A 25,905-nucleotide genomic window follows, 5' to 3' on the forward strand; every position below is an offset into this window, starting at 1 on the left:
GAGATGCACGCGGGCCCCACGTCGGCTCCCCTGGTCCGGGCACCCCGTCAGGGGGCGTCCGGATCGGAGAGTTTGGCGGGAGTGCCGACCACCTCGGGGGCGGTTTCCCGCGCCGCGATCCACATCACGAACGCGGCGGCGGCCACGGCGGAGGTGAGGACGAAGGCCGGGCCGAAACCGAAACGGTCGGCGACGAATCCGACGATCAGCGGACCGCCGATGGCGCCGAGATCCGAGGACATGCCGTAGGCGGCCAACGCCGAACCGCCCTGCCGTCGCGCACCCAGGACATCGGCGAGGGCGGCCTGATGGGTTGGGGCGAACAGTCCGGAACCGACGCCGGCGAACATCGACAGTGCCAGCGCAATCACCAGATTCGGCGAGAACCCCAGCAGCGCCGTGGACACCGCCATGATCGCCAACCCGGGCAGCATCACCCGCCGGCGACCGTACCGATCCGAGAATCGCCCCGCCGCCACGATCGCTGCCACATTGCCCACCGCATAGACCGCCAGCACGACACCGGCCATCGCCGGTTGCTCGCCGAGCCCGTCGGTGATGAACAGTGGAACCACCGCCACCCGGACTCCCATCGACGCCCAGCCCTGGGTGAAGCTGGATGCCAGGATCGCCCGATATGCACTGTCGCGCAATGCGGCCCGTAAGGACATCACGCCGGGCTTCTCGCCGGCGGTATCGGCATCGGCGTCACCGGCGTCGCGGAGTTGCGTGGCCACCACGACCGACGCGATCACCAGCGCGATCGCGTAGACGATGAACGGCATGCGCAGACCGAAACCGACCAGGGCCGCACCGACGAGCGGCCCGGTGATGTTGCCGATGAGGAATCCGGCCGAGAAGAACCCCGCTATGCGACCGCGGATCTCGTTGGGCGACATGCGGATCAGCAGCGCCATCGCCGAGATGGTGAACATCGTCGAACCGATGCCACCGAGCCCCCGGAAGATCAGCAACTGCACGTAGTTCTGCGCGAAGGCGCACGCGAATGTGCTGGCGGCGACGATCAGCAAGCCGCTCAGGTAGATTCGTCGTTCGCCGAGCTTGGTCACCAGACGCCCGGCGGTGGGGGCGAACAGCAGTCGCATCACCGCGAATGCCGACACCACCGCCGAGGTGGCGGTGTAGCCGACGTCGAAGCTGCGCGCGAAGCTCGGCAACGCGGGTGCGATCAGCCCGAAGCCGAGTGCGATCACCACGTTCGCGCTCAGCAGCACCCAGATGCCACGGGGGATCTGCCTCATGATCCGTCGCCCATCTGGCCGTCCCGCACGCCTCGCGGCCCGCTCACGATGTTTCGGGCAACTGGTCGAGCGCCTCGGCGGTGAGCGTCCGACCGAGTTCGATCATCTCCGAGGCCTTGTGGAAGTCGAGGGTGCGCACCGCTTTTCGCGGCACGCGGATGAGGATGTCGGGCGGATAACCGGCGATCTGATGGCGGGTCAACGCGATCGACATGATGTCCAACGATCGGGTCAGCACCTCGATACGCCCCATGGACGGGGTGGCCGCTACGAGATCGGCGGTCATGTCGTCGGTGCCGCTCGTCGGTGCCTCGAGGTCCACGTCGTCGGCCGGTGCGGACAGGTCCGTCTCGAGCGCGTCGGGGTCGGGCGCGTCGGGGTCCGGCGCGGCAGACGAATCGAGACCGAGACGATCACGCATCGACCGGACGAAGTCGCTGGAGAGAATCGGATCGACGTTGCGGCGGATGATGCCCTTGGCGGTCGGTTGCCGCGCCGCGCCTTCGGCCGGGCCGTCACCGTCGAGAACCACACCGATCGTGACGTCACTGATGACGGCGGCGGTGGGTGCCACCGGCAGCGGATCGAGAATGCCGCCGTCGGCGAAGAGATGACCGTCGTGCTGATACGGGGTGATGACCCCGGGGATCGCGATCGACGCGCGGATGGCGTCGACGAGGTTGCCCCGTTGAAACCACACCGAGCGGCCGGAGATCAGGTCGGTGGCGACCGCGGTGAACGGGATCGCCAGGTCCTCGATCGCCGCGTCGCCCAGGATGTCCCCGACGCGGGCGATGATGCGCTCGGCCTTGATCACACCACCCGGCTTGCTCAGGGAGACGTCGAGCAGACGCATCACGTCGAGTTGGCCGAGGTCGGTGATCCACTCCTCGTACGCATCGAGTCCGCCGCCGCAGTACAACCCGCCGACCAGCGCACCCATCGACGATCCGGCGACGCTGACCAGCGAGAATCCCCGGGCTTCGAGTTCGGCGATGACCCCGATGTGCGCGTATCCGCGGGCCCCACCGCTACCGAGGGCGAGCGCGACGCGTGATCCACCGGGCATGGATCACACACTATCGCCACGGGCATCGCGCTATCGCCAGTGGCATCGCGCGGTTCCGGCGCCGGTCCGCTTCAGTCCGGCATGAGCCGACGCGCCCCCGGCCCCTGCCGATGGAGTTCGTCGCCGGGATTGAGCAGGTGACAGGCACTCAGCGACAGGCACCCGCAGCCGACACACGAACCGATCATGTCCCGCATCTTCTGCAGCAGCGCGATCCGTTGATCGAGATCATCGATCCACCGCCTCGACGCCGCCTCCCACATCTGGGTCGACGGCGACTCGGTGTCACCGAGTTCGCCGAGCACGTCGGCGATGACGGCGAGCGGAATCCCCGCGGTCTGCGAGGCCTTGATGAACGCCACCCGGCGCAGCATCGCGCGGTGATAGCGACGTTGGTTGCCCGCGGTGCGGCGGGCGAAGATCAGACCCTGGTCTTCGTAGTACCGCACCGCGGAGGGAGCGATTCCGGCTCGCTGGGCAAGCTCACCAACCGACAACTCGAGCTTTCGTAGGCCCATGCGAGCGCGCAGCGCCTCAGCTGCGAACGACCATCACCGGCAGCGTCGCGTGATGCAGGATCTTCTGGCTGGTCGAGCCCAGCAGCAGACCCTTGAAGCCACCACGTCCACGGCTACCGACGACGACGAGTCCGGCGTCGTACTTCTCGGCGGCCTCGAGCACGGCCTTGGCCGGCTCCTCCGGCAGCACCTCGCGCACCACCTCGACGTCCGGATAGTCCTCGCCGTAGCCGGCGAGACGTTCGGCGACGGCGGCGACCGCGTCCTCCGACATCCGTTCGACCTCGTCGGGATCGATTCCGTAGCCGTGCAGAGCGTCGGCGTCGAGAGGGGTCCAGGTGTGCACGGCGATGAGCTTGGTGTTGCGCAGCGACGCCTGGGCGTAGGCCTCCTTGATCGCGCCGTCGCTCACCTTGGAGTCGTCGACGCCGACCACGACCGGCCCGTCCTTGGACGGACCACCGATCACCACCACACGGCCGTGCGAATGCGCGGCGACGGTGGTGGACACCGAGCCGAGGAACAGTCCCTTGACACCGCCGAGCCCACGGGTCCCGAGAACGATCGCCGAGGCGTCCTTGCCGAGTTCGAGCAGCACGCGGCTGGCGTCACCGTCGACGATCGAGCAGTGCACGGTCAGCCCCGGTGCCGCCTCTTCGGCGACCTTGGCGGCGGCGTGCACGGCGTCGGTCGCGTCCTGACGGATGGCGTCGATGACGTCCTGCGGAATGATGAGGCCCGGTGCGTAATCACTGGTGCTGGCGTCGTAGACACCGACCAGCTTGAGTTCGTCGCCTTCGAGTTGAGCTGTCTTCGCGGCCCAACCGACCGCGGCCGTCGATGCTTCCGACCCGTCAACGCCGACGAGAATCGCGCTCATGTGTTCGTCATCTCCCTCTCGGTGGAAATCCCAATGACACAGCTCTGACATCTCTATCCTGCCCTTGACGCCGCCGAACAGCAATGAGTAGAAGGTCCCCGGCCAACCGCTCCGCCTACGCGGTGTACCCTTGAATCCACAGTCGTTGGCGCCCAACCCAATTCCGTGATCGTCAACGTCACAACCCGACCCCACCCCGCACGTCATGAGCCCCGACAACACTCCCCCACCACCACGCGGCCCCTCCACATTCCGGCGCGCGGTCATCTACGACGCGGTGATCATCGGACTGGGCATCGCGACCCTCGTCGTGGCGGTGGCATCGTCCGACGGCCTGCGTACCGTACTGGTCATCGCCGCCCCGGTGATCGTCGGCGGCGGCGCGATCGGAGCGCTGTGGCGCACCTACACCGAATGGCGTTCCGGCGGGCAGTGGCAGGTGTGGCAGGGCGCCGCATGGTTCCTCCTGGCACTGTTCCTGGTGTTCCTCTTCTCCACCGCCCCCTACCTGCTGGAATGACCCCGGTATCCCAGCGGCGGTGCGCCGAACGTGGGACATGACCCCGGCCGGGCCATTCGGTCACCGGCTACACTCGAGGCGGCAATGATGGAGGGACCAACGCCAGGGAATCGGCCGGGAGTGACAACGTGACGCAGGGCGAGGACACCGGCACCCCGACGGGGCCGGCATCGGCCTCCGGTCAACTGGCGCCGGGCACCCTGTTCGCCGGCTATCGCATCGATCGAATCCTGGGCCGCGGCGGCATGGGCACCGTGTACGTGGCGACCCATCCCCGCCTCCCCCGTCTCGACGTCCTCAAACTCCTCAACGCGTCGTTCACCGACGACCCGAGCTTCCGGGCCCGCTTCGAGCGCGAGGCCGATCTCGCGGGCAGCCTCGATCACCGCAACATCGTGTCGGTCTATGACCGCGGCGCCGAGAACGGGCAGTTGTGGATCGCGATGCGCTACGTCCGCGGCTACGACGCGTCCTCACTCATCCGCAGTTGCCCGTCCGGCGTCGATCCCGCCTTCGCCGTCCACATCATCGGCGAGATCGCCACCGCACTCGACCACGCCCACCGCCGCGGCATGGTGCACCGTGACGTCAAACCCGCCAACATCCTCATCGAATCCGACGACGACGGCGGCACCGGCGCAATCATGCTGACCGACTTCGGTATTGCCCGCGCCGTCGATGACGCGATGCACCTGACCGACACCGGACTGACCGTGGCGTCGGTACCGTACGCCTCACCCGAGCAACTGCACGGTCACGAGCTCGACGGACGTGCCGACCAGTACGCGCTCGCGTGCACCTTCGTCGAATTGCTCACCGGCGCACCACCGTTCCCCCGCGACAATCGCCTGGCCGCGATGAGTGCCCACCTGCACGACGCCCCGCCGTCGGTGCGCGAACGGGTACCGGGACTACCGGCCGAGGTGGACGCGGCCGTGGCCCGGGCACTGTCCAAGGAACCCGCGCAACGCTTCGCCTCGTGTGCCGAATTCGCCTACGCCGCAGCCATTGCCATCGGACTCGCCCCGGCACCCCCGTCGGGACTGTCCGGCGGGATGCGCACTCCGTTCCCCACCGGTCCGGGCCACGTCTCCTATCCCGGTCAGGGCCAGACCTTCCCACCCGGCGGGCCATGGGGAACCGGCACCGAGAACACCTCCCTGATCGGGCCGCGCCGCACGCCGACCTCGGTGGCCTCCGACCCGCGCCTGTCGGATCCGCAGACCGTCGCGAACTCCGGCCGGGTGTTCTCTCCGACCGGAAACCCGGACACGGCAACACAATTGGTGAACACCGGGCGGCGCACCACGTCCGACCGCCCACCCGCCTCGCCGGGCACGGCGACGCAGAGCCCACGGACCACGATCCTGATCTCGGTGGCGACGGTGCTGGCGCTGATCGGCATCATCGCCGGCGTGCTGGCCTTCCTCAACCGCCCCGACGACCCCGGAACCTGGTCGGCCGCACAGCAACCCATCGCCACCGGGTTCTCGCAACTCCTGCCGGAGGGTCCCAACGCCGACGGCTGGGGCGGCGCCGAGTGCGCACCGGCGGCATCGAACGGGATCGACGGCATCACCTGTGTCACCAACTCCGGGGCCGCCTCCGGTGTGCGCTACACCGTGTGGCACACCCCCACGGCGCAGCAACGCGAGCAGATCGACGCCACCCTGGGCAATCAGCCCGGCACACCGCGACAGTGGACCGACGGGCCGGTGCGGGTGTCGGGCGATGCCGTGCGCGACGGCTGGGTGATCACCAACTTCACCGACGCCGCGCGCGCCCCGTACACCATCGTCGCCACCTGGACCGGGCACACCGGACAGCAGATCCTCGACGAGTGGTGGCGCGACGCGCCGTTCTGACATCCGGGCGGCCCGGTTCCGAGCTGCGGGGTTCCGAGCAGCCCGGGTTCCGATCAGCGGGCGAGCCGTCCGATCCGTTCGGCCACCTCACCGGCGGTGGTGGGTCGTTCCCCGGACAGGGCAAGGCAATTGGCGATCAGGGTGCGTTCCTCGCGACTGAGATTCTCCGACAGCGCCGGCGGCGTGGACAGCGCCGCCCGGATCGCCAGGAGAGGTTGCGCATCCGGCACGTCGCCGTAGACCCCGCTGCCGGTGAGCGCCCGGTGCAGCACCGCACCGAGCGACCAGATGTCGGTGGCCCGCGACGGCACGTCACCGGCCAGCAGGGCCGGATCCATGTACTGCACCGCGCCGGGTTGGGCGAAGCTGGTGATCGGCTCGTCGGCGGCCAGCACCCGGGCCAGCCCGAGATCGGAGATCTTTCCGCCCGGGCGGTGTGTGCCGTCGGCGCTCTCGGTGATCATGACGCTCGACGGAGTGATGTTGGCGTGCGCGATCCCGGCCTCGTGCAGCGCGTCGACGCCGCGGGCGGCGTCGGCGAGCGCACCCAGCGCGACCTCACGGGTCAGCGGGCTCGTGGGCGCCTGCAGCGAACCGAGCGGAAAGTACTCCATCGCATACATGAACTGCCCCTGCAGCACCGCGTCGTAGAGTGACGCCAGATATGGCGAGCGCACCGCGGCGAAGGCCCGCAGTTCGCGGACCCCGCGGCGGTAGGCGTCGTCGCTGCAGACCCCGCTGAACACCTTGAGCACCACGCGATCGGTCGACAGGCCGAGGCGGGCGGGCGGCACCGCGACGTAGAAGGTGCCGTTGCCGCCCTCGCCCAGTTTGCTCAAGACGGTGAAGTCCGCGAGTTGTTGCGGGACATCGACTGTGGCCATCTCAGTGCCTCTCGGGTGATGCGACGGTGGTGGTTTCGGTGACCGGTGGTTGGCCGGCGAAGCGTTCCTCGATGCGTTCGGACAATGATCGTTCCGACGTTCCCGTCCGGTCGATGACGGTGTATGCGGCGGGGACCGTGGTCATCTCGGCGTCGTCGGGAACCAGCACCAGCGTGCCCGGCATGATCAGCGCATCGGTGCGGTCGGTGACCGTGACCCGCACGCCGAGATCGGACAGCGCGGACAGATCCGCGGACATGCGGCGACGCGATGATCCGGTGACGACGGTGAGGTCCGAACCACCGCCGTACGCCAGCGACGCGGCCACCACGACGGCGGTGCGCCCGGCGCGACTGTCCGCGGCGACACACACCAGCGCGGCGGTCGACGACGGACCACGCCCGGCCGCCGGCGTCTCGTCGATGACGAGAATCGGTGCGCTGGTAAGCGATTCGACCATCGGCAGCGCACCGGTGTCGACGATGACGACGTCGGCGCCGCTGTTGGCGGCCATCTCCTCGAGATCGGTGGCGGGATCGGCGCTGAACCGGCACAGCACCGACACCGATCCGGCGCCGGGCAGGCGGGTCCCGAGAGCGGTGAGTTTCTCCACCGCCGAGGCCATCGCGGAGAGGTCGGGTACCAGCGGCACACCCAGTTCGAGGCGTTGATCCCGTCCGGGGGTGGCCAGGACCCCGGCCAGCACGACGTCGGTACCCGCACCGGCGGCGAAGGCACGCCGGTGCCGGGTGAGCAGGTCGTCGAGATCCGCGTCGAGGTCGGTGAGCACGATCATGGTGCGTGAGGCGCTGCCGGTGGCCAGGGCCCGGCGTTCGGCGGCCGCGATGTCGCGGGCGACCACCGAATCCGGGTAGACCACCCGCAGCAGCGGTTCGGTGAGCACGGTGGTGACCAGCGCCATCACCACCATCATCGCGAACAGTTCGTCGGAGAGGACGCCCAGTTCCTTTCCGGCCGTGAGGATCACCAGTTCGGTGAGACCACGCGTGTTCATCAGCACGGCGATCGCCGACGCCTGACGGTTGGGTATCGCCGACAGTCGCGCACCCAGGAACGCGCCGGAGAACTTCCCGACGATGGCCACCGCGAGGACCAGCAGCAGTTGCCACCATCCGCCTGCACCGATGTCGGCGAGATTGACGCTCAGTCCGGTGACGACGAAGAACATCGGGAGCAGCAACAGGACGCTGACCTGCTCGAGTCGCTCCAGGATCTCGCGGGTGAGCGCCTCACCGCCCACCTTGGGCATGATGGCCCCGAAGACGAACGCACCGAAGATCTGGTGGATGCCGATGACGTCGGTGGCCGCCGCGGACAGGAACAGGCCGACGAGGATCACCGCGAGGATGTCGGGTGTCATGCGTCCGGCGGCGTCGCGCCAGGTGATCAGCCGCCGCAGCAGTGGCCGGACGATCCCGAACATCACGGCCACGTACACCACGGTCAGGCCGACGATCTTGGCGACCTCGGACATGCTGCCGCCGGAGATGATCGCGATGACGAAAGCCAGTGCGGTCCAGGCGATGATGTCGTCGACGGCGGCGGCGGCGAGGCTGAACACCCCCGGCGGGGTGCGTTGCATGTTGCGGTCGGTGAGGATGCGGGCCAGCACCGGGAACGCGGTGATCGACATCGCGATACCGAGGAACAGTGCCATGCCGAGCAGGCCGATCTGTTCGCCACCGACGACGTCGTGCGTCGGGTAGAGGACCACCGCGAGTCCGACTCCGAGGGCGAACGGCACCACGATCGAACACAGGGAGATGGTGGCGGCGGCCCGTTCGCGGCCGGCGATGAGCCGCATGTCGAGTTCGAGCCCGACGATGAACATGAACAGCACCAGCCCGATCTGGGCGAGTGCACCCAGCAGGGGCCGGACGTCGCTGGGAAACAGCGCTTCGGTCGGATCGCCGGGCAGCAGACCGAGCAGGCTGGGGCCAAGGGCGATTCCGGCGGCGATCTCACCGACCACCGCGGGCTGGCGGCAGGCGGCCGCGATGCGGCCACCGATCCGCGCCGCCACGATGATCACCGCGACGTCGAGGAGCAGGAAGGCCACCAGGTGTTTGTCCATCAGCACACGCCCATGGGGTTCTCGTCCGTCACGTCCGGGCGTGGGGGGATTCGAAGATGAAGTGGCGGCCGCCGATTCGCACATGCGAACCGGGCGAGAGGATGTGCGGCTGACGCGGAGCCAACCGGATCTCGCGGGTGCCCATCGCGGGGTCGCTGACGAAGGTGCCGTTGGCCGAGCCGAGGTCGATCAGGTGCACGTCCCACTCGACCAGCCGGAGCTCGATGTGCCGGCGGGAGAGTTGCCCGGACTCGTCTTGCACGCGAATGGGTTTCGGGTTGGACCTGCCGCGGCCACCACTGGTTCCGGGTTCCCGGCCGATCACCAGGTCCTCGTCGAGCAGGTAGGTGGAACCGTTGTCGAGCAGCAACCAGCCCAGCGGTGGGCGCTCGCCTTCGACGAGGATGCCGGTCAGCTGATCCATCCGGATGCCGCACACCCCGCACAGCCAGGAGCGGGGATGATTGAGATGTCCTCGCGAACATCGGATTCCGTGGACGTGCGCCCGCGATTCGGGCAGTTTGACGACCTCGGTGGCCGACTTCTGCTTGACCTGGACCGGCAGCGGGTCACGCTGTTCGGGCAGGACGTCCTGCAGGGAGTCGACCTTGAAGTCGATCGGCGGCTCTGGCGCCGGTGGGGCGGGTGGCGGGGGCGGGGTCGGCGCCGGGGGTGGCGTCGCCGGCCAGGGCTGGTGGGGCGTCTGCGGCGCCTGCTGTTGCGGCGCCGGCGGATGCGGCGGTTCGGGGTGGGTGGGCTCCGGGTCGGCACCGAGTGCGCTCGACTGGAACGCCCGCGGCTCGGGTGCGGCCGGTTCGGGTGCGGGCGGCTCGGGCGCATGGGGTTCGGGCGCAGGCGGCTTGGACATCAGTGGGGTGGAACGGAATTCGGGGGCCGGCTCGGGTTCGGGGTTCGGCTCGGACTCCGGGGCCGGGGCCGGCTCGGACTCCGGGGCCGGCGGTGCGGTGCGCGGAGGCGCGGACCGCATCGCGTCGTCGGCGCGATCGCCCACCTCGTGCATCTGATCGGCGTGCATCTGATCGTCGTGCATGTGATCGGCGGTATCGGCATGGTCGTGATCGCCGTGATCGTGATCGGCATGGTCGTCGGCCGTCCCGGCACGAGAGCTGAGGTCGTAGACCTCGGTGCCGCGCATCCCCAGCGGGGTGTGCAGCAGGGCGCCGGCGGCGGGCACGTGACCCTCGACGAGGTCGTAGGTCTCCTCGCCGGGCTCGGCGGGCACCGCACCGGCGAGGTAGAGCCCGAGTCCCTCGTACGGCCATGGGATGGCCCGGTCGAACGGTTCGCCGGTCGCGCCCGACTGCAGCCGACGCCCGTCGGCCTCACCGAACACCGATCCACTGAGGTAGATGGCGATCCCGACGCTGTCGGGGGCGGCGAAGCCGATGTCGGCGGGCTGATCCAGATCGGCGGTCGCGACCAGTTGGGCGAGGGCGCGTACCACGTGCCGGCCGCGGCGCGGCATGCGGTCGGGGGTGGCCACGGAGGTCTCGATGGCCAGGATGTCGGGGAGCAGGACGCGTGAGGACTCCCCGAGTACGCACAGGAATGCGGGTTTGCGGATCACGATGCCCGATCCGGGCACCAACGTCACCGTCGGGGTCACACTCGGACTGGGTGCGGGCGCGCTCAAAAGAACCGACCTCCTTGGAATCTCCAGTGCGGGAAGATCGCTCGCAGCGGGCCGTTGAGGATGATCCACACGACCAGCCAGGTCGTCCCGAACTGGATGGCGAACACCCCGGGCGACGGGGGTCCGGTGCCCTCGGGAAAGATCGGCGCGTACGTCACCACGAACCAGGTGGCGATGCCCTCGTTGATGCCGGTGAGCAGACCGAACAGGGTGGGCCAGTCCTTCTCCCACCGGAACTGCTGCAGGAAGTGGTAGATGAACTCCCAGGCGACGCCGAGCACGATGACCGTGGCGAGCACGATGAACGCGCCGATGTAGGTCTTGTCGATGGGTGCACCGTCGGGCAGGAACGGCCCGATGATGAGCGTCCAGATCCCACCGACGATGCCCAGCACCAGGATTCGCGTCTGGATGCGGCCCCACAGGGTTGGCAGCATGTCAGTCGACTCCCTTCCCACGCGCCCATCGCCACCATTGTCGGGTCGACCGCCATGGTGAGAGTTTCTTGCAGAACCCTTGGTCGGCCAGGTCGTCGACGATCTCCAGCGCCGCGATCTGCAACCCGAGGAAGGTGTCGACGCCGGGGAAATAGCCACCGAGGGTGGCCGATCCCGAGGCGTAGATCCTGCCGTTGCCGTTGCGGGTACCGATCAGCTCGAAGTTGCGTTCCACGTCCATCCGGCCCACCGGGTTGATGCCGGCACCGGTGTGATCGAGCAGGTCGGCGAGCAGACGATGTTCGCGCACATCGGCTTCCAGCCCGGTGCAGTCGATGACGTAGTCGGCGTAGAGCTCGAACGTCCCGTCCGGGCCGGCCTCCTGTTTGATCGATGCGTGCGGGTCGACCTTCACCGTCGCCACCACGCCCTGGCCACCGGGTGCCGGGACGAGGGATTGCGCCTTGCCGACCGCCACCCGATACCAGCCCTCCTTGCGGCCGCGTTTGAGTTGTTCCTGCCAGTCGTTGCGGACCGGGGTGTTGGTGCCGCCCATCTGCTTGTAGGCCTCGGCGCGGTCGTGGCCCTCGAGTTTGCGCATCCGGGCCTTGAGCTGACCACCCCACACCGACTTCGGGTAGTTGAACCCCTGATAGGCCCAGCCGTCTTTCCCCTTGCGGCGCATGAAGATATGCGGTCCGTGCGCCTTGTCGACGTAGGTGCGGAACAGGTGCACCACCTGGGTCTGCAGGCCGTAGGCGTCGCGGTCGTCGACGAGTCGTTGCAGCACCCGGGAGGCGACGATGCCCGCGCCGCGGATCATCACGATGCCGGGTCGTCGCCGTAGCGCCTGATAGATGTGCTCATGTGGCTCATAGGCATTGACCACCTTGCTGGCGTCCCGGTAGGTCTCCCGGAAGGCCTGCAGATCGGGCAGCAGCTTGATGCCCGGGTAGCCGATGGCCACGTGCACCCACTGACTGCGGAACGCGACCCGCTTGGTCGGCGAAGTACCCTGCGGCGGTGTGAGGATCGTGAAATATCCGCCGCCGGCGCGGCGTCGGATCATCCGCACCTGCCCCTGCCGCAGGCATTGCAGGTAGCCGATCCGGTTGCACTCCTTCTCCATCGACTCGAACGCATGCCCGGCCTTGGGCGTGTAGTAGTTCGCGAAGATCGGTTCCACCGCCACGTTCCACAGTGGCTTGATCGATTTGGTGGCCCACGCCTCGCGGGTGGCGTACGACGGGAAACCCCAGATGTTGTCGGGTGTCGACGCCGAGTCGGAGCGCAGTCGTTCACCACGCGGGATCTGTGAGACGCGGGTCAGATACTCGTAGGAGTGCCACGGCACGTCCTGGGGGCCGAGCACCGCGATGCGGTCCAGCGGCACACCGCAGATGCGCAGGTAGTCGACGGTCACGAAGGAGCCGATGCCCGATCCGACGGTCACGAACGGGACATCGATCAACGGGATTCCGGCCTGCTCGACCATGGCGTCGGTCCACACGTCGGTGTCGACCAACTCGGGGGTGAGATCGCCGGTCCCCCGGGGACGTCCGATGTGGGCGGTCGCGAAGTCGCCGGGTTCGGGCGCCGGGACCGACGAGGGCCCCGGACCGGGTCCGGGCGGGCCTGCCGGGGGTGGTCCCGGGCGGCGCGGCGGACCGGGCGGATACTGCCCCGGTCGGGGTCCGGGTCCGGGTGGACCCGGGTGCCCGGGACGTTGCGGCGGTGGGTACTGCGGCGCCCCCGGATGGCCGGGGCGGGGCTGACGGGGTTGGGGCTGACCGGGTTGAGGCACCGGGCCCCGGGTGGTCATCGCCGGCTCCGCATCTTGGTGATCAGCAGATAGCCGAGAATGCCTGCGGCGCCGCCGATTCCGATGACCGCGACGACGATGTAGGCGATATTCGACGAGGTCGGCGTCGATTGCGCCACCGGGACGACGTTCTTGCTGAGCGTCGCCGTGGTCGGGGCGGAGGTCCGCGGCGTGGTGCTGCTGGTGGCTTCGGGGATCGGCTGCGTGTAGGTGGGCGCCGCCGTGGTCGGGACGGTCCGCGGGGTCACCGTCGTCGTGGACACCGGCGGCGGTGTGGTCGTGACCGGCGGTGGCTCCTCGGTGGTGGTCACCTCCGGCGTGGTCACCTCCGGCTGGGTGGTCACCTCACTGCCACCACCCGGGTCCGGGGGCACCTCGGTGTCCACCTGGCCGGGTTCACCGGTGTCGACGACGGGCGGCGCCGGTGGGGCCGTCGTCTCGGCGAGCGCCGGGCCGCCGAGCGCGAGCAGAGCGCCGACCATGACCGCGACCAGTACGGCGAGTCGCACCAGATGGCGGTGGCTCGGGACGCGCGGACGCATGTTCCCTCCAGTGAGGTCGAGTGCGGGACGGGTGTAACTCTAACCCGTCCGCGCACTCGGCCGACCGCCAACCAGCCGAACGTACTACACCAAGTCCTTGCTGGTGAAGGCCTATTCGGGCCGGTCTGTCGGCTTCTGCGTGGGCGTCGCGGAACCACCGCGAGGCGCGTGTCGGGGGATATCGGCGTACCGACGCCGGAACCGTTCGACACGTCCGGCGGTGTCGACGAGACGGGCGGCCCCGGTCCAGAACGGATGGGAATCGCTGGTCACGTCGACGACGACCAATGGGTAGGTGTTGCCGTCACTCCACTCGACCGAGATGTCCGATTCGATGGTGGAGCGGGTGAGGAACTGCTTTCCGGTCGAGGCGTCCCGGAACACGACGGGATGGTAGTCGGGGTGGATGCCTGGTTTCATTGCTGGCCCTTTCGGTCGGTATCGGTATCGGTGGTGCTGTCGGCGGCGGGCGCTCGCCGATCGGTTTGCTCGAGGTCGTCACACGGGTCGGAGTGGGCCACGCCGAAGGGATCGGGGTAGGCCATCCACAGGGCCTGCCCGTCGGCCATCTCGGCGTCGGTGAGCACGGCCTCCGACAGGGTGCCGGTGATGGTGTCGGGGTCGGCGCGGTGCGCGAGAATCACCAGCGCGCTGTGGCGATCCCCGTGTTCGGCGTCCCATCGCAGGGCGGCCATCGCCCGGCGTTCGGGGTCCTCGAACTCACGCTCTTGCGCCGACATCGCCGCCAGCCACGGACCGCCGATCGCCACTCGCAGGCCTTCGCCGGCGGATTCGACCCAGAAGGCGTCGTCGGGCCGGTTGGCCAACCACATCCGTCCCCGGGTGCAGACGACACCGTCGAGCAGGACGTCGAGGGCGGCGTGGAGTCGCTGCGGATGGAAGGGCCGTTCGGCGGTGAATTCGACGACGCGCACGCCGCACTCCTCCTCCAGTGGCGGCCGATCACGAAGCAGCGGGTCGTGTGGACCGTCGATGCGACCGCGGCGTGCGCCCTCGGGGATGGCCCGCAACAACTGCACCGCGATGAGCGGGCGGATGGGGCGCTGCGGCAGTTCCATCACCATCGGTGCCCGGGGCGCCAGTCGTCGCAGGACCGCCATCGTCCGGGCCGATGTCCACTGGTCGCGCATCGCCGGGTCGGCGGCGGCGACCACCAGTGCATCGGCGAATCCGACCTGGGCGACGGCCACCTGGGCGAGGGTGCGGTCGTCGTCCTCACCGCTGCCGCCGTCATCACCGTCGCCGCCGAGGGTCTCGTCCCCGGTCGCGGCGTCGAGCCAGTCCGACTCCGAGACGCAGGCGATGGTCGCGTCGATCACGACGTCGCCGCCGGCCGGTGCGTCGATGAATCCGGGCATGTCGGTGACGACGACCTCGTCGATCGCCCACGCGACGGCCTCCGGCTCGAGTGCCGAATCCAATTGGATGACAATGTTTTCCACCGAGCTTCGCCGATGCAGCCGGCGTAACAGCGGGAGCAGGTCCAGTCGCAGGGTGCATGAGACGCATCCGTGCGCCAGGTTGACCTCGGTGACCTGGGTGATCTCGCTGCCGTCGAGGTCGACCGCTCGCACGGTGCGGACCACTCGTCCCGACCCGACCGCGTCGAGGTCGTGATGGACGAGGGTGGTGCCGGCCACCACGAGCGCGTCGGCGGTCCGGGCGACCGCCTCGGGATCCAGCCCCGTCACCAGGACAACCGGTGTGCGGGGCGGCATCAGATCACCGGATGTCGCCGTCGACTCGAACTCCACCATGACTCCTTGTTGATAACAATTTCCATTTGACGATGCCCCACGGTAGCCTGCTCGACGACGTTAATGCCAATCGTTACCAATAAGACGGTTCGCATGGATCGCAAACAGCAAGGAGGTGGGCATGTCTGCCCATTGTCAGGTGACCGGACGCACGCCGGGATTCGGCAAGAAGGTGTCGCACTCACACCGGCGCACCTCGCGCCGGTTCAACCCCAACATCCAGCGCCGGCGCTACTACCTGCGCGCCGAGGACCGCTACATCACCCTCACGGTGAGCGCGAAGGGCATCAAGACCATCGACCGCCGCGGCATCGAGGCCGTGGTCGCCGAGATCCGGGCGCGTGGGGAGAAGATCTGATGGCGCGCAACGAGATCCGGCCGATCATCAAACTCAGGTCGACGGCCGGCACCGGCTACACCTACGTCACCCGCAAGAACCGGCGCAACGATCCCGACCGGATGGTGCTGCGCAAGTACGACCCGATCGCCCGACGCCACGTCGACTTCAAGGAGGACCGCTGATGGCCAAGAAATCGAAGATCATCGCCAACGAGCGCCGCAAGGCCACCGTCGCGAAGTACGCCGAACGGCGTGCCGCATACAAGCAGACGATCGCCGACGCGTCCGCGAGCCCGGAGGAGCGGGCCGAGGCGATGCGGCGGCTGCAGGCACTGCCCCGGGACGCGAGCCCCATCCGAATCCGCAACCGCGACAGCGTCGATGGGCGGCCCCGCGGCTACATCGGCAAGGCCGGCCTCTCGCGCGTGCGATTCCGCGAGCTGGCCCACCGCGGCGAACTGCCCGGCATCCACAAGTCGAGCTGGTGACATCACCGGACCCCCATCCCCACATCTGACACCCGAGGAAGATCATGCCCAAACCAGCACGACGTCGTTCGCGCGAACTCGCCACACCCGCCCGCCCACGTAACCGGCTGCGCGCTCTCAAGGCCGCCGACGGCGGCCCGGCCACGGTGGACTACAAGGACGTCGCGACCCTGCGCCACTTCATCTCCGATCGTGGGCGCATCCGGTCGCGACGGGTCACCGGCCTGACCCCACAGCAGCAACGGCAAGTGGCCACCGCCATCCGCAACGCCCGCGAGATGGCGCTGCTGCCGTACTGACGGACCGCCTCACCGAAAGACGGCGTCAGCCCGCCTGGATGTCGAGGCTGATCTCCTCGGCGTCGAGCTGACTCAGCATGCGCGACAACGCCTCCGACGAGTAGCTGCCCTCGCTGCGCAGGCGCAGCAGGCGGCGTCGTTGGGCGGCGATGATCTCGCGGCGGACCACCCGCATCTGTACCCGTTCGGATTGGCTGAGGCCGCTCGTCACGCCGGATCCGGGTCCGTCCGCGGAGTTCTCGGCCTCCCGGGTCGCCTGCTCTATGCGGTCACGCATCCACGGGATCGCCCGGATCTTCTCCGACTCGGTCATCGCCTTCTGCATGGCCTCGTCCATCTCGCGGCGGAGCCGGACCCGCTCGGCCCGATCGTCGGCAGTGGTGTCGGGCAGGCGGAGCGTGCGGATCAGCCAGCCGAGGGTGCCGCCCTGGATCAACAGCGACGCCGCCGCGACGACGAAGGCCGTCAGCACCAGCAACGAACGGGCCGGGGTGTCGGTGGGCAGGGTTTGCGCGGCGGCCACCGTGACGACGCCACGCAGGCCCGCCCACACCATGATGACGCCCTCCTTGGGGCCGACCGGGGTGTCGTCGTAGTAGTCGATGTCGGCCAGCGCCCGGGTGACGCGGGCGTTGATCCGCCCCGCGGTCTCCGGGGACACGTAGGACAGGTCGGCGAGGTCGGGGTTCTTGTGGCGCCGGAACCGGGCCCGCCAACGCCACCTCGAGAGCCGACGGCTCACCACCCCCTCCCCGTCCGGTGGGGAGGTCGGCGACGGTGTCGCGGTGAAACCCTCCAGCACCGGCCGGATTCGGTCGCCGCGGCGGCGTCGTCGTTCCAGCCACCACACCGTGGGCACGACATAGATCGCCCGGATCACCAGCGCCACACCGAGAGCCGCCAGACCGAGCCAGATCGCGTGGGTGACACCGGTGCGCTCCTGCTGCACATCGCGCATCAGCGCGAACAGTTCCAGCCCCATCAGGAAGAACACGCCGCCCTCGGCGAGCATCTCGACCATCCGCCAGTTCTGGGTGTCGGAGATGCGGTGGCTCGGCGTCAGGAATCGGGCCGCGCCGGCACCGGTGATCAGGCCCGCGGTGACGGCGGCGACCAGCCCGGATGCACCGAGTTGCTCGGCGGGTAGATAGGCCAGATACGGCACGGTGAACGAGATGGCCGTGTTGACCGCGGGATCGTTGACCCGGGCCCGGACGCGCAGGTTGAGCGCCCCCACGAGGGCACCGATCGTCACCGCCACGACGACCGCCCAGACGAAGTTGACGACGACCCCGCCGAAGGAGATCGTCGTCGCGATCGCCGCGACGGCCGCCCGCAGCAGCACCAGGGCGGTCGCGTCGTTGAGCATGCTCTCGCCCTCGAGGACCGCGGTGACCCGCGAGGGCACCCCGAGTTTCTTGGCGATCGAGGTGGCCACCGCGTCGGTGGGGCTGACGATGGCGCCCAGCGCGATGCCGGTGGCGATGCCGATCTCGGGCACCACGGCCCAGAAGAAGAGGCCGAGCAGAACCGAGCTGATCAGCACCAGCACCACCGACAACGCACTGATCGCGCCGAAGTCACGGCGGAACTCCATCGCGGGCATCTGTACCGCCGCCGAGTACAGCAGCGGTGGCAGCACGCCCACGAGAATCCATTCGGGGTCCAGATGCACCTCGGGAACGATCGGGAGGATACCGATGACCGCGCCGATCACCACCAGCGCCAGCGCGGACGGGACCCGCACCCGGGGGCTGATCTCGATGACGGCGACGATGAGCAGGATGGCGCCGACGACGATCAGGATCTTGTCCATGGGTCACATGTTCTCTCGGATGGTCGCGTCGCGGCCACCTGGTGCCGTGTCGTCCGCACCCGAGAACATGAGGACACTTTCCACACCTGCGACTGTGCCATTGACTGTTGACACACAGGACGGCTTCCGCCTACCGTCGTGACAACGTTTGTTGTCGAATCGCTGCGGCCGTCACCCACCTGCGCCGCCATCGAAAACAGGAGCATCAGCCATGACCGACGTACTGCGCTACGTGCCCGAGCACGACAAGGCCACCACCGACGGCGACTACCAGCAGGTTCTCGAGGATCTGTCGGCCGCATCGGTGCACCGCAACTTCGATCCGTACCTCGACATCGACTGGGACGCACCCGAGATGGCGGTCATCTCGCATGATCGCCGCTGGATTCTGTCGTATGACGTCGACCCCATCGGGCGCAGTGCCTGGTATCAGGCGCAGCCGGAGGACACGCAGATCGCCATCGGCATGTGGCGTCAGGCCAACGTCGCCAAGGTGGGTCTGCAGTTCGAGTCAATCCTGATCCGCGGACTCATGCAGTACAGCTTCAAGCTCGACAACGGCGACAAGCAGTTCCGCTACACCACGCACGAATCCAAAGAGGAGTGCAACCACACCCTGATGTTCCAGGAGCTGGTCAACCGCATCGGGATGGACGTTCCCGGCGCGAAGAAGTTCTACCGCCGCATCTCCATGTTCGTGCCGCTGGCCTCGACGATCTTCCCGACCGTCTTCTTCTTCGGCGTGCTCGGTGGCGAGGAGCCGATCGATCACCTGCAGAAGGACTTCCTGCGCACCACCGACGATCTACACCCGGCGATGGCCGCGGTGATGCAGCTGCACGTCGCCGAGGAGGCCCGCCACATCTCCTTCGCGCACCATCACCTGCGGGAGACCGTGCCGCAGAAGGGTCCGGTCCAGCGGTTCATCCTGTCGCTGATGCTGCCGCTGACGATGCGCATCCTGCTCGGGGCGATCATGGTGCCGCCGCGTTCCTTCCGCCGCGAATTCGACATCCCCGATTCGGTGATGCGCGACATCTTCTGGCGCTCAAAGGAATCCAAACGAGTGCGGCGCAATGTCTTCGGTGACGTCCGGATGCTCGGCGATCAGTGCGGGCTGATGAATCCGGTGTCGCGGGTGTTGTGGCGTGCGTTGGGTATCTCCGGCCGGTCGTCGCGATTCCGCAGCGAGCCGATCTACACCGCTCCCTGAGCCGCAGCCGCCGACGATCCCACTGCCGACGATCCACCGACTGAGAAGAAGCACACCTCCCTCATGCCTCATGTCGTCACACAGGCCTGCTGCGGGGACGCGTCCTGCGTCTACGCCTGCCCGGTGAACTGCATACATCCCACCCCGGACGAGCCCGACTTCGGCATCGCCGAGATGCTCTACATCGATCCGAACACCTGCGTCGACTGCGGCGCCTGCGTGACCGCGTGCCCGGTCGGCGCGATCAGCGCCGGGCATCGCCTCACCGAGGGGCAGGAACGGTTCATCGACATCAACGCGAGCATGTACGGCATGACCCGGTCGGGGGCCGCCGGACCCGACATCGGGCTCACCGAGGCCCGCTTCCCGGTCGATCGGGGCCGCCGGCTGCCGCTGGCCCCCATCGCGCATCCCGACGCCCTCGACGTCGACGGCGCGGTGTCGGTCGGCATCGTCGGCTCCGGGCCGTCGGCGATGTATGCCGCCGACGATCTGCTGCGCTATCCGCAGGTGAGCGTCACCATGTACGAACGCCTCGACCGCCCGTTCGGCCTGTCCCGGTTCGGGGTCGCCCCCGACCATCAGTCCACCCGCTCGGTGATGCGGCTGTTCGACGACATCGCCCGCAACCCGCGCCTGGAGATCCGACTGAACACCGAGGTGGGGCGCGACGTCACCCTCGATGAGCTGCGCCGACGTCACACCGCGGTGATCTGGGCCGGCGGTGCGCCGACCGACAAACCCCTGCCGATCGACGGCGCGGATGCCGACGGCGTCACCAGTGCGACCTCGTTCGTCGGCTGGTACAACGATCACCCGGATTTCGCCGATCTCGACGTCGACCTGTCGGGTCGCGAGGTCGTGGTGATCGGCACCGGCAACGTCGCCCTCGACGTGGCCCGCATCCTGGTGCGTGACCCCGACGATCTGGCCGACACCTCGATCTCGGCCACCGCACTCTCCGCGCTGCGCACGTCCGGGGTCCGACGGGTCACCGTCCTCGGCCGCCGCGGCGCCGAACATGCGGCGTTCACGTTGCCCGAGCTGGTCGGCCTCGTCGACGGCGGCATCCCGGTCACCGTCGACGCGCAGGATCTGCCGTCGCCGGGGTCGACGACAGATCCGACGTCACGGACCAAGCTCGAGGTGCTCGCCGAGATCGCGGCCCGGCCGGTACCGACCGGGCCGCACATCCGGTTCGCCTTCGGCCGTGCACCGCGTGAGATCACGGTCGTCGACGGTCGGGCACGTGGGGTCGTCGTCGACCGGCCCGACGGGTTCCAGGAACTCCTGGATGCGGGTCTGGTGCTCACCTCGATCGGCTATCGCGGCCGTCCGGTCCCCGGCCTGCCGTTCGACGCCGATCGCGGCGTCATCCCGCACGACGCCGGGCGGGTTCGCGACGAGTCGGGTCCGGTTCCGGGGATGTATGTGACCGGCTGGATCAAACGCGGACCGTCCGGATTCATCGGCACCAACAAGACCGACTCCGGTGAGACGGTGGCCTCCCTCGTCGACGATCTGGAATCCGGTCGTCTGCCGGTCCGGGCCTCCTCGCGGCGCTCGTTGCTGCGCGTCGGACGACGCTGATCGGCCCGCCGGGTCGCCTCCCCTGCCCCCGGCATCACCCCGATCACAATTCAGACTCAGGTCTGGTTTCCACCGGTGCGATTTGGGCCGGGCACGAGTAACGTTCAGGCGCGATGAGGGGGTGCGCCTGATGAGCGAGACGATTTCTCGCTTCGACTACATCGATGCGGCACGCGGTCTCGGCAGCCAGTTCGCCGAGATGGTGCGTGACGTCGATTCCCCGGATGTGCGTGTGGAATCGCATCGCAACTGGTCGTTGGCCGACTGCGTCGGACACATCGCTTGTGAACCGGGCAGGTATCTCGATCTCGCCCACGGCGTCGACGAATGGCCACGCCACCCGCGGGAACTCGCCGACATCTACGCCAAACAGATCGCGAACCTGACGACCCGGGACACCGGGACGCTCGCCGAGCAGTTCCTCTCCGATCTCGACGAACTCCTCGACACCGTCGGACACTTCGGCGCCCGGGTACCGATGATGCTGATGGATGGGCGCCGGCTCGTCCGCTCCGACACCGCGCTCGGCATTCTGATCGGCGAGATCGCCGTGCGTGGCCGGGACATCGCGCGAGTCCTCGGGGCGCGCTGGACCATCGACCCGTCAATCGCCCCCCTGGTCACCCGCGGCGGTCATCAACTGCTGCGCCCGTGGGCCGACGATCATCTGTGCGGCGGCCACACGGCCACCTACCAGATCCGCATCCGTGGCACCCGCGAGCGGATCGTCTACGAATTCACCGACGGCTACCTCGACATCGATCCGGCCGAGCCGCGTCGGCCCGACGTGATCATCAGCGTAGATCCGGTGTCAGTGGTCCTGGCCGCCCACGGCCGCTTCTCGGCGATGTCGGCGGTGCTGGGTGGACGCGCCGTCTGCTGGGGTTCGCGCCCGTGGCTGGCCTTCGGACTCAACCGCAGACTCGCCGCGGCACGCAGCCACACCTGCTGACACCACCCGGTATCGGCGCCGGACAGTTGCTATGTCGCCTCAGTCCCACATCGCCTCAGTCCTACATCGCCTCACTGATCATCACCGCGACCGTGCCCGGTTCGCGTGCGTCGAAGATGTGCGCGACGTCGCCGGGGTAGCAGATGTAGTCGCCGGGACCGATCTCGACCGGCTCGTCCTGCGGGCCGACGAGCGCGCGTCCGGCACTGAGCACCACGTGTTCGACGACGCCTCGTGCGTGCGGTTCGGATCGGCGCGGGGCACCCGGTTCGGCCCGGATCAGGTACAGGTCGCGGCGCGCGCCGGGTGGCGCCGCCGACAGCAAGGTGGTGAGGTAATCGGCGTCGGCGGCGGCGATCACCGGGCCCTGACCCGCGCGGATCACCTCGACACGACGTTCCGGCGCGTCGAGCAGCGTCGAGAATTGAATTCCCAGTGCGGTGCTCAGCGCCCACATCGTCTCCACGCTCGGATTACCCTCACCCGACTCGAGCTGCGACAACGTCGACTTGCCGACCCCGGCCAGCCGCGCGAGTTCCCCCAGCGACAGCCCGGCGCGGGCCCGTTCACGCTTGATGCCCGCGGCAACGAGCTTCTTGGGGTCCGGTTCATCGAACGATCGTCCCTCTTGACGAACATTGACCATAAGGTTCATCATAGCGGCCATGCGTTCATCAGACAGAACGAATGCCGACCGGTGGCGTCCGTGGCGTGCCCTCGACGCGCCCACCGTGCGTGCCGTCGCGGTGATGTGCCTGTCGGTGATGGTGATCGGGATGTCCTACGGGGTGTCCGGTCACGGCGCCGGCCTGACCTGGTGGCAGCTGACGATCATCGCGACCGTCGTGCTCGCCGGGTCGTCGGAGTTCGTGTTCGTGGCCGTCCTGGCCGCCGGGGGCGCACCACTTCTCGGCGCGGCGGCCGGGTTGCTCGTCAACACCCGCAACCTCGGATACGGCCTGGCGGTGGGTCGGCACCTCGATCGGGGCGTGCCGATGCTGCTCGGCGCGCATCTCATCAACGACGAGACCGCCGCCCTGGCCACCGCGGAGTCCGATCGACGACGCGGGCAGGCCGTCTTCTTCCTGTGCGGCACAGGCATTTTGGTGCTGGCCGGCCGGCGCGGCACTCGGGTCGGTGATCGGCGACGCGGTTGCCCGACCCGAATCCCTCGGACTCGACGCCGCGTTCCCGGCGTTGTTGGCGGCGTTGGCGATTCCCGCGTTACGTGATCGCGCGGTCGTCGGCGCCGCCGCCATCGGGGGTGCGGCCGCACTGGCCGCCACGCCGTTCGTGCCGGCCGGCGTCCCCGTCCTCATCGCCCTGGTCGGCGTCGTCGCCACGGTGCGCTACCGGATTCACGACGATCCGGAAAACCTCTCGGCTGCAGATGATCTCGACCAGGAAGCCCCGATGGAGGTGCCGCGATGAGCCACTCGGTGGCCCTGACCGTCGGCGTGGCGGTGCTCGCCGTGGGCACCTATCTGCTGCGTATCGCCGGACCTGCGTTGCGCAGTCGAGTGCGGGTCTCCGCGGCCGCGGCCGCACTGCTGGACCGGGCGGCGGTGGTGCTGCTGGTGGCCGTCGCTCTCACCGGGGCCATCTACAGCGGTCACGACGTCGCCGGGTGGGCCCGCCCGACCGGTGTGGCCGTGGGAGTGCTTGCCGCACTGTGCAAGGCACCGATCGTCGTGGTCGTCGTCCTCGCCGCCGCCACTGCTGCCGGGTTACGGGCGATCGGGGTGGCCTGACCGCAGATCGGCTGCGTCAGAACGCACTTCCGGTGATCGGTGCGGCCCGGTCACAGGGAACCGGACGAGGATGTGCCGGATCCAGGGCGTTGAGTACGAAATACGCGCCGCGTCGCGATCCGGCCAGGCCGGCATGCTCGGTGTAGTCGACCGGGCATCCGTCCTGCACGACGATGTTGTGCACGTTGGCGCCGCCGGGTTGCTGCCCCGAGGTGTAGGGCACCACCAGTTCGTCGTAGCGGGTGGAGATGTTGGTGTAGGTGATGTTCGGCAGGTAGATCCCGCCGTCGCGCAGTTTGGTCATGAACGGCGACGCCGCGTCGAACTGACCGCAGGCGTTGCAGATCGGGAATCCGTCGGCCGGCACACCCAGTTGCCGGGCGATCGGCAGGATCAGATCCGTTCCGGCCAGCGTGGTCCCGTTCCACAGCGGCGCGAGTGAGACGTACTTGTCGATCTTGTCCTGTCCGCCAAGGTATTTCGCGTAGTAGTCCGGGATCACGGTACCCTGCGAGTGCCCGACGATGTCCACCTTCTGCGCCCCGGTCGCGTCCAGCACCCGAGAGATGAAGCGCCCCAACTCGGCCGCGCTGTCCTGCATCGGCGCCATCCCGCCGATCGCGGTGAACGGGAACGGCAGCCCGTCGATGGTGCCGTAGGTCAACGCGTAGACGCAGTAGCCCTCGTTCTTCAGCAGCGGAACATACGTTCCCCAGTTGGTCTGTTGCGCGCCACCCGTACCATGCACCAGCACAACGGGATTGGGATGTGCTGCGGATGGCCTGCAGGTGAAGTCATTGGATCCGGGCAGCGATCCGCCGGGGTGGGCGAGCTCCGACGGGATGCCGCCGAGAAAGTTGTAGGACACCGGGAGTGCCGCCCGCGCGACACCCCCACCCGGTCCGAGCGCACACACCACGGCGGCGACGATGACGGAAACGGCGACGACAATACCCCTCGACCTCATACCGCCAACCTAACAAGTGCTTGGTCGAGGTGTGGGCGAACGAGCCGACCGGCGGATCTCGACGGTGCGGATCAGAACCCGGGATTCGACCGTTTCAGGGACAGCATCGTCAGGTCCGACTCGGCGATGAGTGATTCCAGGGTGCCGGAATACCCCGGCTCGTGATGCACCCAGCCGACCGTCACCGGGTGGCCGATCCCCCGCAGCCGCTGCTCGAGTCGGGTTTGCAGGGCGCGGACGGCGTCGGCGTCGTCGGCGGCCATCAGCACCGCGAACTCGTCGCCGCCGATGCGCGCGGCCACATCCCCCGTTGTCGAGGACCCAGTGCAACGATTCGCCGACCGCGGTGATGGTCACGTCGCCGGCCGCATGCCCCTGCGAGTCGTTGATCTGTTTCAGTCCGTCGATGTCGACGAAGGCGAGCAGCAGGTGCCGACCGCGGTGTTCGGCGTCGTTCAGGTATCGGCCGCCGCGTTCGATGAATCCGCGACGGTTCAGCAGATCGGTCATGTCGTCGGTCACCGCCATCTGCCGGATCGTCTCGTTGGCGTCGCGCAACCGGCGCTCGGTGCGTCGCCACGTCACGGCGATGATCACGGCGAGCAGGTCGGCCTTGAGCAGTTGCATGGCGACCATGCCGACCGAGGCGGATTGTGGGTACCGGATCGCGCACAGCACCGCGATGACATTGAGGATGAGGATCAGCCCCGCGGCGACGCGTGGATAGGGCACGAGGGCGCCGATACCCACGATCACCAGCAACGTCCCGACCGACGGGTAGGCGATTCCGGTGCACACGATGTACACCACCGGGTTCGCGCCCACCACGATCGCGGTCAATGCCACCGCCCACACCGCATTCCGCGGGGTGATGACGCCCGGCCATCGCCACAGAACCAGCGTGACCACACCGAGAACACCCGCGGTGGCCAGCGCAAACAGCGACGCGGGGACGGCGCCGCGGGTGTGATCGACCGACAGTTGGCTCAGCCCGACGGCGAGAAAGAGCAGTGCACCGACCAACACCGTGATGACAAGTCGGTCATCGACGAGCGCATCGTCGTTCCGAGCGGTCCCCTGCACAACAATCCTCGCTCGTGGTCCGAACATTCTCGGCCTGGTCGTGATGCTCACGCCGATCCCCCTACCCCTTCGTCCATCATG

At 68.4% G+C, this 25,905-nt stretch carries 26 protein-coding genes and 1 pseudogene; 11 read left to right on the forward strand and 16 right to left on the reverse strand.

Annotated elements, in window-relative coordinates; translation table 11 throughout:
• Positions 1–47: 47 nt before the first annotated feature.
• From ABLE92_RS02440 to ABLE92_RS02455, 4 genes are all read right to left on the reverse strand, one after another.
• Positions 48–1,262, reverse strand: coding sequence for an MFS transporter (locus ABLE92_RS02440; RefSeq protein WP_348802955.1), 1,215 nt, complete (start codon positions 1,260–1,262; stop codon positions 48–50).
• 43 nt (positions 1,263–1,305) lie between these two features.
• Entirely contained in the window at positions 1,306–2,331 is a 1,026-nt protein-coding gene (locus ABLE92_RS02445) for a patatin-like phospholipase family protein (RefSeq protein WP_348802956.1), read from the reverse strand.
• Between the two features lie 71 nt (positions 2,332–2,402).
• Positions 2,403–2,849 (reverse strand): redox-sensitive transcriptional activator SoxR, encoded by a 447-nt coding sequence (gene soxR, locus ABLE92_RS02450; RefSeq protein ID WP_348802958.1) that lies wholly within the window; start codon positions 2,847–2,849, stop codon positions 2,403–2,405.
• Positions 2,850–2,865: 16 nt separating this feature from the next.
• Entirely contained in the window at positions 2,866–3,729 is an 864-nt protein-coding gene (locus ABLE92_RS02455; RefSeq protein ID WP_348802959.1) for a universal stress protein, read from the reverse strand.
• 205 nt (positions 3,730–3,934) lie between these two features.
• Between ABLE92_RS02455 and ABLE92_RS02460 the strand changes: the two genes are divergently transcribed.
• The gene (locus ABLE92_RS02460; RefSeq protein ID WP_348802960.1) at positions 3,935–4,249 is read left to right on the forward strand and encodes a hypothetical protein; all 315 of its coding nucleotides are present in this window, start codon (positions 3,935–3,937) and stop codon (positions 4,247–4,249) included.
• Positions 4,250–4,377: 128 nt separating this feature from the next.
• Positions 4,378–6,114, forward strand: coding sequence for a serine/threonine-protein kinase (locus ABLE92_RS02465; protein WP_348802961.1), 1,737 nt, complete (start codon positions 4,378–4,380; stop codon positions 6,112–6,114).
• A gap of 53 nt (positions 6,115–6,167) precedes the next feature.
• Here ABLE92_RS02465 and ABLE92_RS02470 read toward each other — a convergent pair whose 3' ends face one another.
• From ABLE92_RS02470 to mrf, 8 genes are all read right to left on the reverse strand, one after another.
• Positions 6,168–6,998, reverse strand: a complete 831-nt coding sequence (locus tag ABLE92_RS02470) for a protein kinase domain-containing protein (RefSeq protein WP_348802962.1) — start codon at positions 6,996–6,998, stop codon at positions 6,168–6,170.
• A gap of 1 nt (position 6,999) precedes the next feature.
• Complete coding sequence (locus tag ABLE92_RS02475) at positions 7,000–9,093, reverse strand: cation:proton antiporter (RefSeq protein ID WP_348802963.1); 2,094 nt, start codon at positions 9,091–9,093, stop codon at positions 7,000–7,002.
• Between the two features lie 28 nt (positions 9,094–9,121).
• Positions 9,122–10,747: an FHA domain-containing protein gene (locus ABLE92_RS02480; RefSeq protein WP_348802965.1), complete on the reverse strand. Its 1,626-nt coding sequence runs from the start codon at positions 10,745–10,747 to the stop codon at positions 9,122–9,124.
• A complete protein-coding gene (locus tag ABLE92_RS02485) occupies positions 10,744–11,184 on the reverse strand; it encodes a hypothetical protein (RefSeq protein WP_348802967.1) in 441 nt (146 codons plus the stop codon). The genes ABLE92_RS02480 and ABLE92_RS02485 overlap by 4 nt, the downstream gene beginning before the upstream one ends.
• Position 11,185: 1 nt before the next feature.
• Positions 11,186–13,006 carry an FAD/NAD(P)-binding protein gene (locus ABLE92_RS02490; RefSeq protein WP_425476244.1) on the reverse strand — a complete coding sequence of 607 codons (1,821 nt, stop codon included), beginning with the start codon at positions 13,004–13,006 and terminating at the stop codon, positions 11,186–11,188.
• Complete coding sequence (locus tag ABLE92_RS02495) at positions 13,003–13,548, reverse strand: hypothetical protein (RefSeq protein ID WP_348802968.1); 546 nt, start codon at positions 13,546–13,548, stop codon at positions 13,003–13,005. Before ABLE92_RS02495 ends, ABLE92_RS02490 begins: the two co-directional genes overlap by 4 nt.
• Before the next feature lie 111 nt (positions 13,549–13,659).
• Positions 13,660–13,968 (reverse strand): type B 50S ribosomal protein L31, encoded by a 309-nt coding sequence (locus tag ABLE92_RS02500; protein ID WP_348802970.1) that lies wholly within the window; start codon positions 13,966–13,968, stop codon positions 13,660–13,662.
• Positions 13,965–15,326, reverse strand: coding sequence for a ribosome hibernation factor-recruiting GTPase MRF (gene mrf, locus ABLE92_RS02505; protein WP_348802971.1), 1,362 nt, complete (start codon positions 15,324–15,326; stop codon positions 13,965–13,967). The genes ABLE92_RS02500 and mrf overlap by 4 nt, the downstream gene beginning before the upstream one ends.
• Before the next feature lie 121 nt (positions 15,327–15,447).
• Here mrf and rpmB point away from each other — a divergent pair, with 121 nt between their 5' ends.
• From rpmB to rpsR, 4 genes are read left to right on the forward strand one after another with little or no spacing between them, the layout of a single operon-like run.
• Positions 15,448–15,684 carry a 50S ribosomal protein L28 gene (gene rpmB, locus ABLE92_RS02510; protein ID WP_348802972.1) on the forward strand — a complete coding sequence of 79 codons (237 nt, stop codon included), beginning with the start codon at positions 15,448–15,450 and terminating at the stop codon, positions 15,682–15,684.
• Positions 15,684–15,848, forward strand: a complete 165-nt coding sequence (gene rpmG, locus ABLE92_RS02515) for a 50S ribosomal protein L33 (RefSeq protein ID WP_348802973.1) — start codon at positions 15,684–15,686, stop codon at positions 15,846–15,848. The genes rpmB and rpmG overlap by 1 nt, the downstream gene beginning before the upstream one ends.
• Positions 15,848–16,153 (forward strand): 30S ribosomal protein S14, encoded by a 306-nt coding sequence (rpsN, locus tag ABLE92_RS02520; RefSeq protein ID WP_348802975.1) that lies wholly within the window; start codon positions 15,848–15,850, stop codon positions 16,151–16,153. The genes rpmG and rpsN overlap by 1 nt, the downstream gene beginning before the upstream one ends.
• 44 nt (positions 16,154–16,197) lie before the next feature.
• Positions 16,198–16,452 (forward strand): 30S ribosomal protein S18, encoded by a 255-nt coding sequence (gene rpsR / locus ABLE92_RS02525; protein WP_348802976.1) that lies wholly within the window; start codon positions 16,198–16,200, stop codon positions 16,450–16,452.
• 25 nt (positions 16,453–16,477) lie between these two features.
• Here the strand turns inward: rpsR and ABLE92_RS02530 are convergent, their stop codons facing one another.
• A complete protein-coding gene (locus tag ABLE92_RS02530) occupies positions 16,478–18,268 on the reverse strand; it encodes a cation:proton antiporter (RefSeq protein WP_348802977.1) in 1,791 nt (596 codons plus the stop codon).
• Between the two features lie 211 nt (positions 18,269–18,479).
• Here ABLE92_RS02530 and ABLE92_RS02535 point away from each other — a divergent pair, with 211 nt between their 5' ends.
• From ABLE92_RS02535 to ABLE92_RS02545, 3 genes are all read left to right on the forward strand, one after another.
• Positions 18,480–19,481 carry an AurF N-oxygenase family protein gene (locus ABLE92_RS02535; protein WP_348802978.1) on the forward strand — a complete coding sequence of 334 codons (1,002 nt, stop codon included), beginning with the start codon at positions 18,480–18,482 and terminating at the stop codon, positions 19,479–19,481.
• Positions 19,482–19,544: 63 nt separating this feature from the next.
• On the forward strand, positions 19,545–21,071 hold the full coding sequence (locus ABLE92_RS02540) for a 4Fe-4S binding protein (RefSeq protein WP_348802979.1): 1,527 nt from the start codon (positions 19,545–19,547) through the stop codon (positions 21,069–21,071).
• A gap of 130 nt (positions 21,072–21,201) precedes the next feature.
• On the forward strand, positions 21,202–22,023 hold the full coding sequence (locus tag ABLE92_RS02545; RefSeq protein WP_348802980.1) for a hypothetical protein: 822 nt from the start codon (positions 21,202–21,204) through the stop codon (positions 22,021–22,023).
• Between the two features lie 61 nt (positions 22,024–22,084).
• Here the strand turns inward: ABLE92_RS02545 and ABLE92_RS02550 are convergent, their stop codons facing one another.
• On the reverse strand, positions 22,085–22,669 hold the full coding sequence (locus ABLE92_RS02550; protein ID WP_348802981.1) for a helix-turn-helix domain-containing protein: 585 nt from the start codon (positions 22,667–22,669) through the stop codon (positions 22,085–22,087).
• 19 nt (positions 22,670–22,688) lie between these two features.
• Here ABLE92_RS02550 and ABLE92_RS02555 point away from each other — a divergent pair.
• Both ABLE92_RS02555 and ABLE92_RS02560 read left to right on the forward strand, forming a co-directional pair.
• A pseudogene (locus ABLE92_RS02555) lies at positions 22,689–23,454 on the forward strand (AzlC family ABC transporter permease).
• On the forward strand, positions 23,451–23,774 hold the full coding sequence (locus ABLE92_RS02560; RefSeq protein ID WP_348802983.1) for an AzlD domain-containing protein: 324 nt from the start codon (positions 23,451–23,453) through the stop codon (positions 23,772–23,774). The pseudogene ABLE92_RS02555 and the gene ABLE92_RS02560 overlap by 4 nt, the downstream one beginning before the upstream one ends.
• Positions 23,775–23,790: 16 nt before the next feature.
• Here ABLE92_RS02560 and ABLE92_RS02565 read toward each other — a convergent pair whose 3' ends face one another.
• Together ABLE92_RS02565 and ABLE92_RS02575 are read right to left on the reverse strand one after the other, a co-directional pair.
• Positions 23,791–24,741: an esterase/lipase family protein gene (locus tag ABLE92_RS02565; RefSeq protein ID WP_348802984.1), complete on the reverse strand. Its 951-nt coding sequence runs from the start codon at positions 24,739–24,741 to the stop codon at positions 23,791–23,793.
• Positions 24,742–24,750: 9 nt separating this feature from the next.
• On the reverse strand, positions 24,751–25,824 hold the full coding sequence (locus ABLE92_RS02575) for a GGDEF domain-containing protein (protein ID WP_496560753.1): 1,074 nt from the start codon (positions 25,822–25,824) through the stop codon (positions 24,751–24,753).
• Positions 25,825–25,905: the final 81 nt, after the last annotated feature.

Source organism: Gordonia oleivorans, assembly GCF_040044975.1.
Taxonomy (GTDB): domain Bacteria; phylum Actinomycetota; class Actinomycetes; order Mycobacteriales; family Mycobacteriaceae; genus Gordonia; species Gordonia oleivorans.

Bases quoted from the DNA above. Each gene is read 5' to 3' on its own strand.
- ABLE92_RS02440 (WP_348802955.1), bottom strand. From the start codon at position 1,262: ATGAGGCAGATCCCCCGTGGCATCTGGGTGCTGCTGAGCGCGAACGTG.
- ABLE92_RS02445 (WP_348802956.1), bottom strand. From the start codon at position 2,331: ATGCCCGGTGGATCACGCGTCGCGCTCGCCCTCGGTAGCGGTGGGGCC.
- soxR (WP_348802958.1), bottom strand. From the start codon at position 2,849: ATGGGCCTACGAAAGCTCGAGTTGTCGGTTGGTGAGCTTGCCCAGCGA.
- ABLE92_RS02455 (WP_348802959.1), bottom strand. From the start codon at position 3,729: ATGAGCGCGATTCTCGTCGGCGTTGACGGGTCGGAAGCATCGACGGCC.
- ABLE92_RS02460 (WP_348802960.1), top strand. From the start codon at position 3,935: ATGAGCCCCGACAACACTCCCCCACCACCACGCGGCCCCTCCACATTC.
- ABLE92_RS02470 (WP_348802962.1), bottom strand. From the start codon at position 6,998: ATGGCCACAGTCGATGTCCCGCAACAACTCGCGGACTTCACCGTCTTG.
- ABLE92_RS02475 (WP_348802963.1), bottom strand. From the start codon at position 9,093: ATGGACAAACACCTGGTGGCCTTCCTGCTCCTCGACGTCGCGGTGATC.
- ABLE92_RS02485 (WP_348802967.1), bottom strand. From the start codon at position 11,184: ATGCTGCCAACCCTGTGGGGCCGCATCCAGACGCGAATCCTGGTGCTG.
- ABLE92_RS02490 (WP_425476244.1), bottom strand. From the start codon at position 13,006: ATGACCACCCGGGGCCCGGTGCCTCAACCCGGTCAGCCCCAACCCCGT.
- ABLE92_RS02495 (WP_348802968.1), bottom strand. From the start codon at position 13,548: ATGCGTCCGCGCGTCCCGAGCCACCGCCATCTGGTGCGACTCGCCGTA.
- ABLE92_RS02500 (WP_348802970.1), bottom strand. From the start codon at position 13,968: ATGAAACCAGGCATCCACCCCGACTACCATCCCGTCGTGTTCCGGGAC.
- mrf (WP_348802971.1), bottom strand. From the start codon at position 15,326: ATGGTGGAGTTCGAGTCGACGGCGACATCCGGTGATCTGATGCCGCCC.
- rpmB (WP_348802972.1), top strand. From the start codon at position 15,448: ATGTCTGCCCATTGTCAGGTGACCGGACGCACGCCGGGATTCGGCAAG.
- rpmG (WP_348802973.1), top strand. From the start codon at position 15,684: ATGGCGCGCAACGAGATCCGGCCGATCATCAAACTCAGGTCGACGGCC.
- rpsN (WP_348802975.1), top strand. From the start codon at position 15,848: ATGGCCAAGAAATCGAAGATCATCGCCAACGAGCGCCGCAAGGCCACC.
- rpsR (WP_348802976.1), top strand. From the start codon at position 16,198: ATGCCCAAACCAGCACGACGTCGTTCGCGCGAACTCGCCACACCCGCC.
- ABLE92_RS02530 (WP_348802977.1), bottom strand. From the start codon at position 18,268: ATGGACAAGATCCTGATCGTCGTCGGCGCCATCCTGCTCATCGTCGCC.
- ABLE92_RS02535 (WP_348802978.1), top strand. From the start codon at position 18,480: ATGACCGACGTACTGCGCTACGTGCCCGAGCACGACAAGGCCACCACC.
- ABLE92_RS02540 (WP_348802979.1), top strand. From the start codon at position 19,545: ATGCCTCATGTCGTCACACAGGCCTGCTGCGGGGACGCGTCCTGCGTC.
- ABLE92_RS02545 (WP_348802980.1), top strand. From the start codon at position 21,202: ATGAGCGAGACGATTTCTCGCTTCGACTACATCGATGCGGCACGCGGT.
- ABLE92_RS02550 (WP_348802981.1), bottom strand. From the start codon at position 22,669: ATGGTCAATGTTCGTCAAGAGGGACGATCGTTCGATGAACCGGACCCC.
- ABLE92_RS02560 (WP_348802983.1), top strand. From the start codon at position 23,451: ATGAGCCACTCGGTGGCCCTGACCGTCGGCGTGGCGGTGCTCGCCGTG.
- ABLE92_RS02565 (WP_348802984.1), bottom strand. From the start codon at position 24,741: ATGAGGTCGAGGGGTATTGTCGTCGCCGTTTCCGTCATCGTCGCCGCC.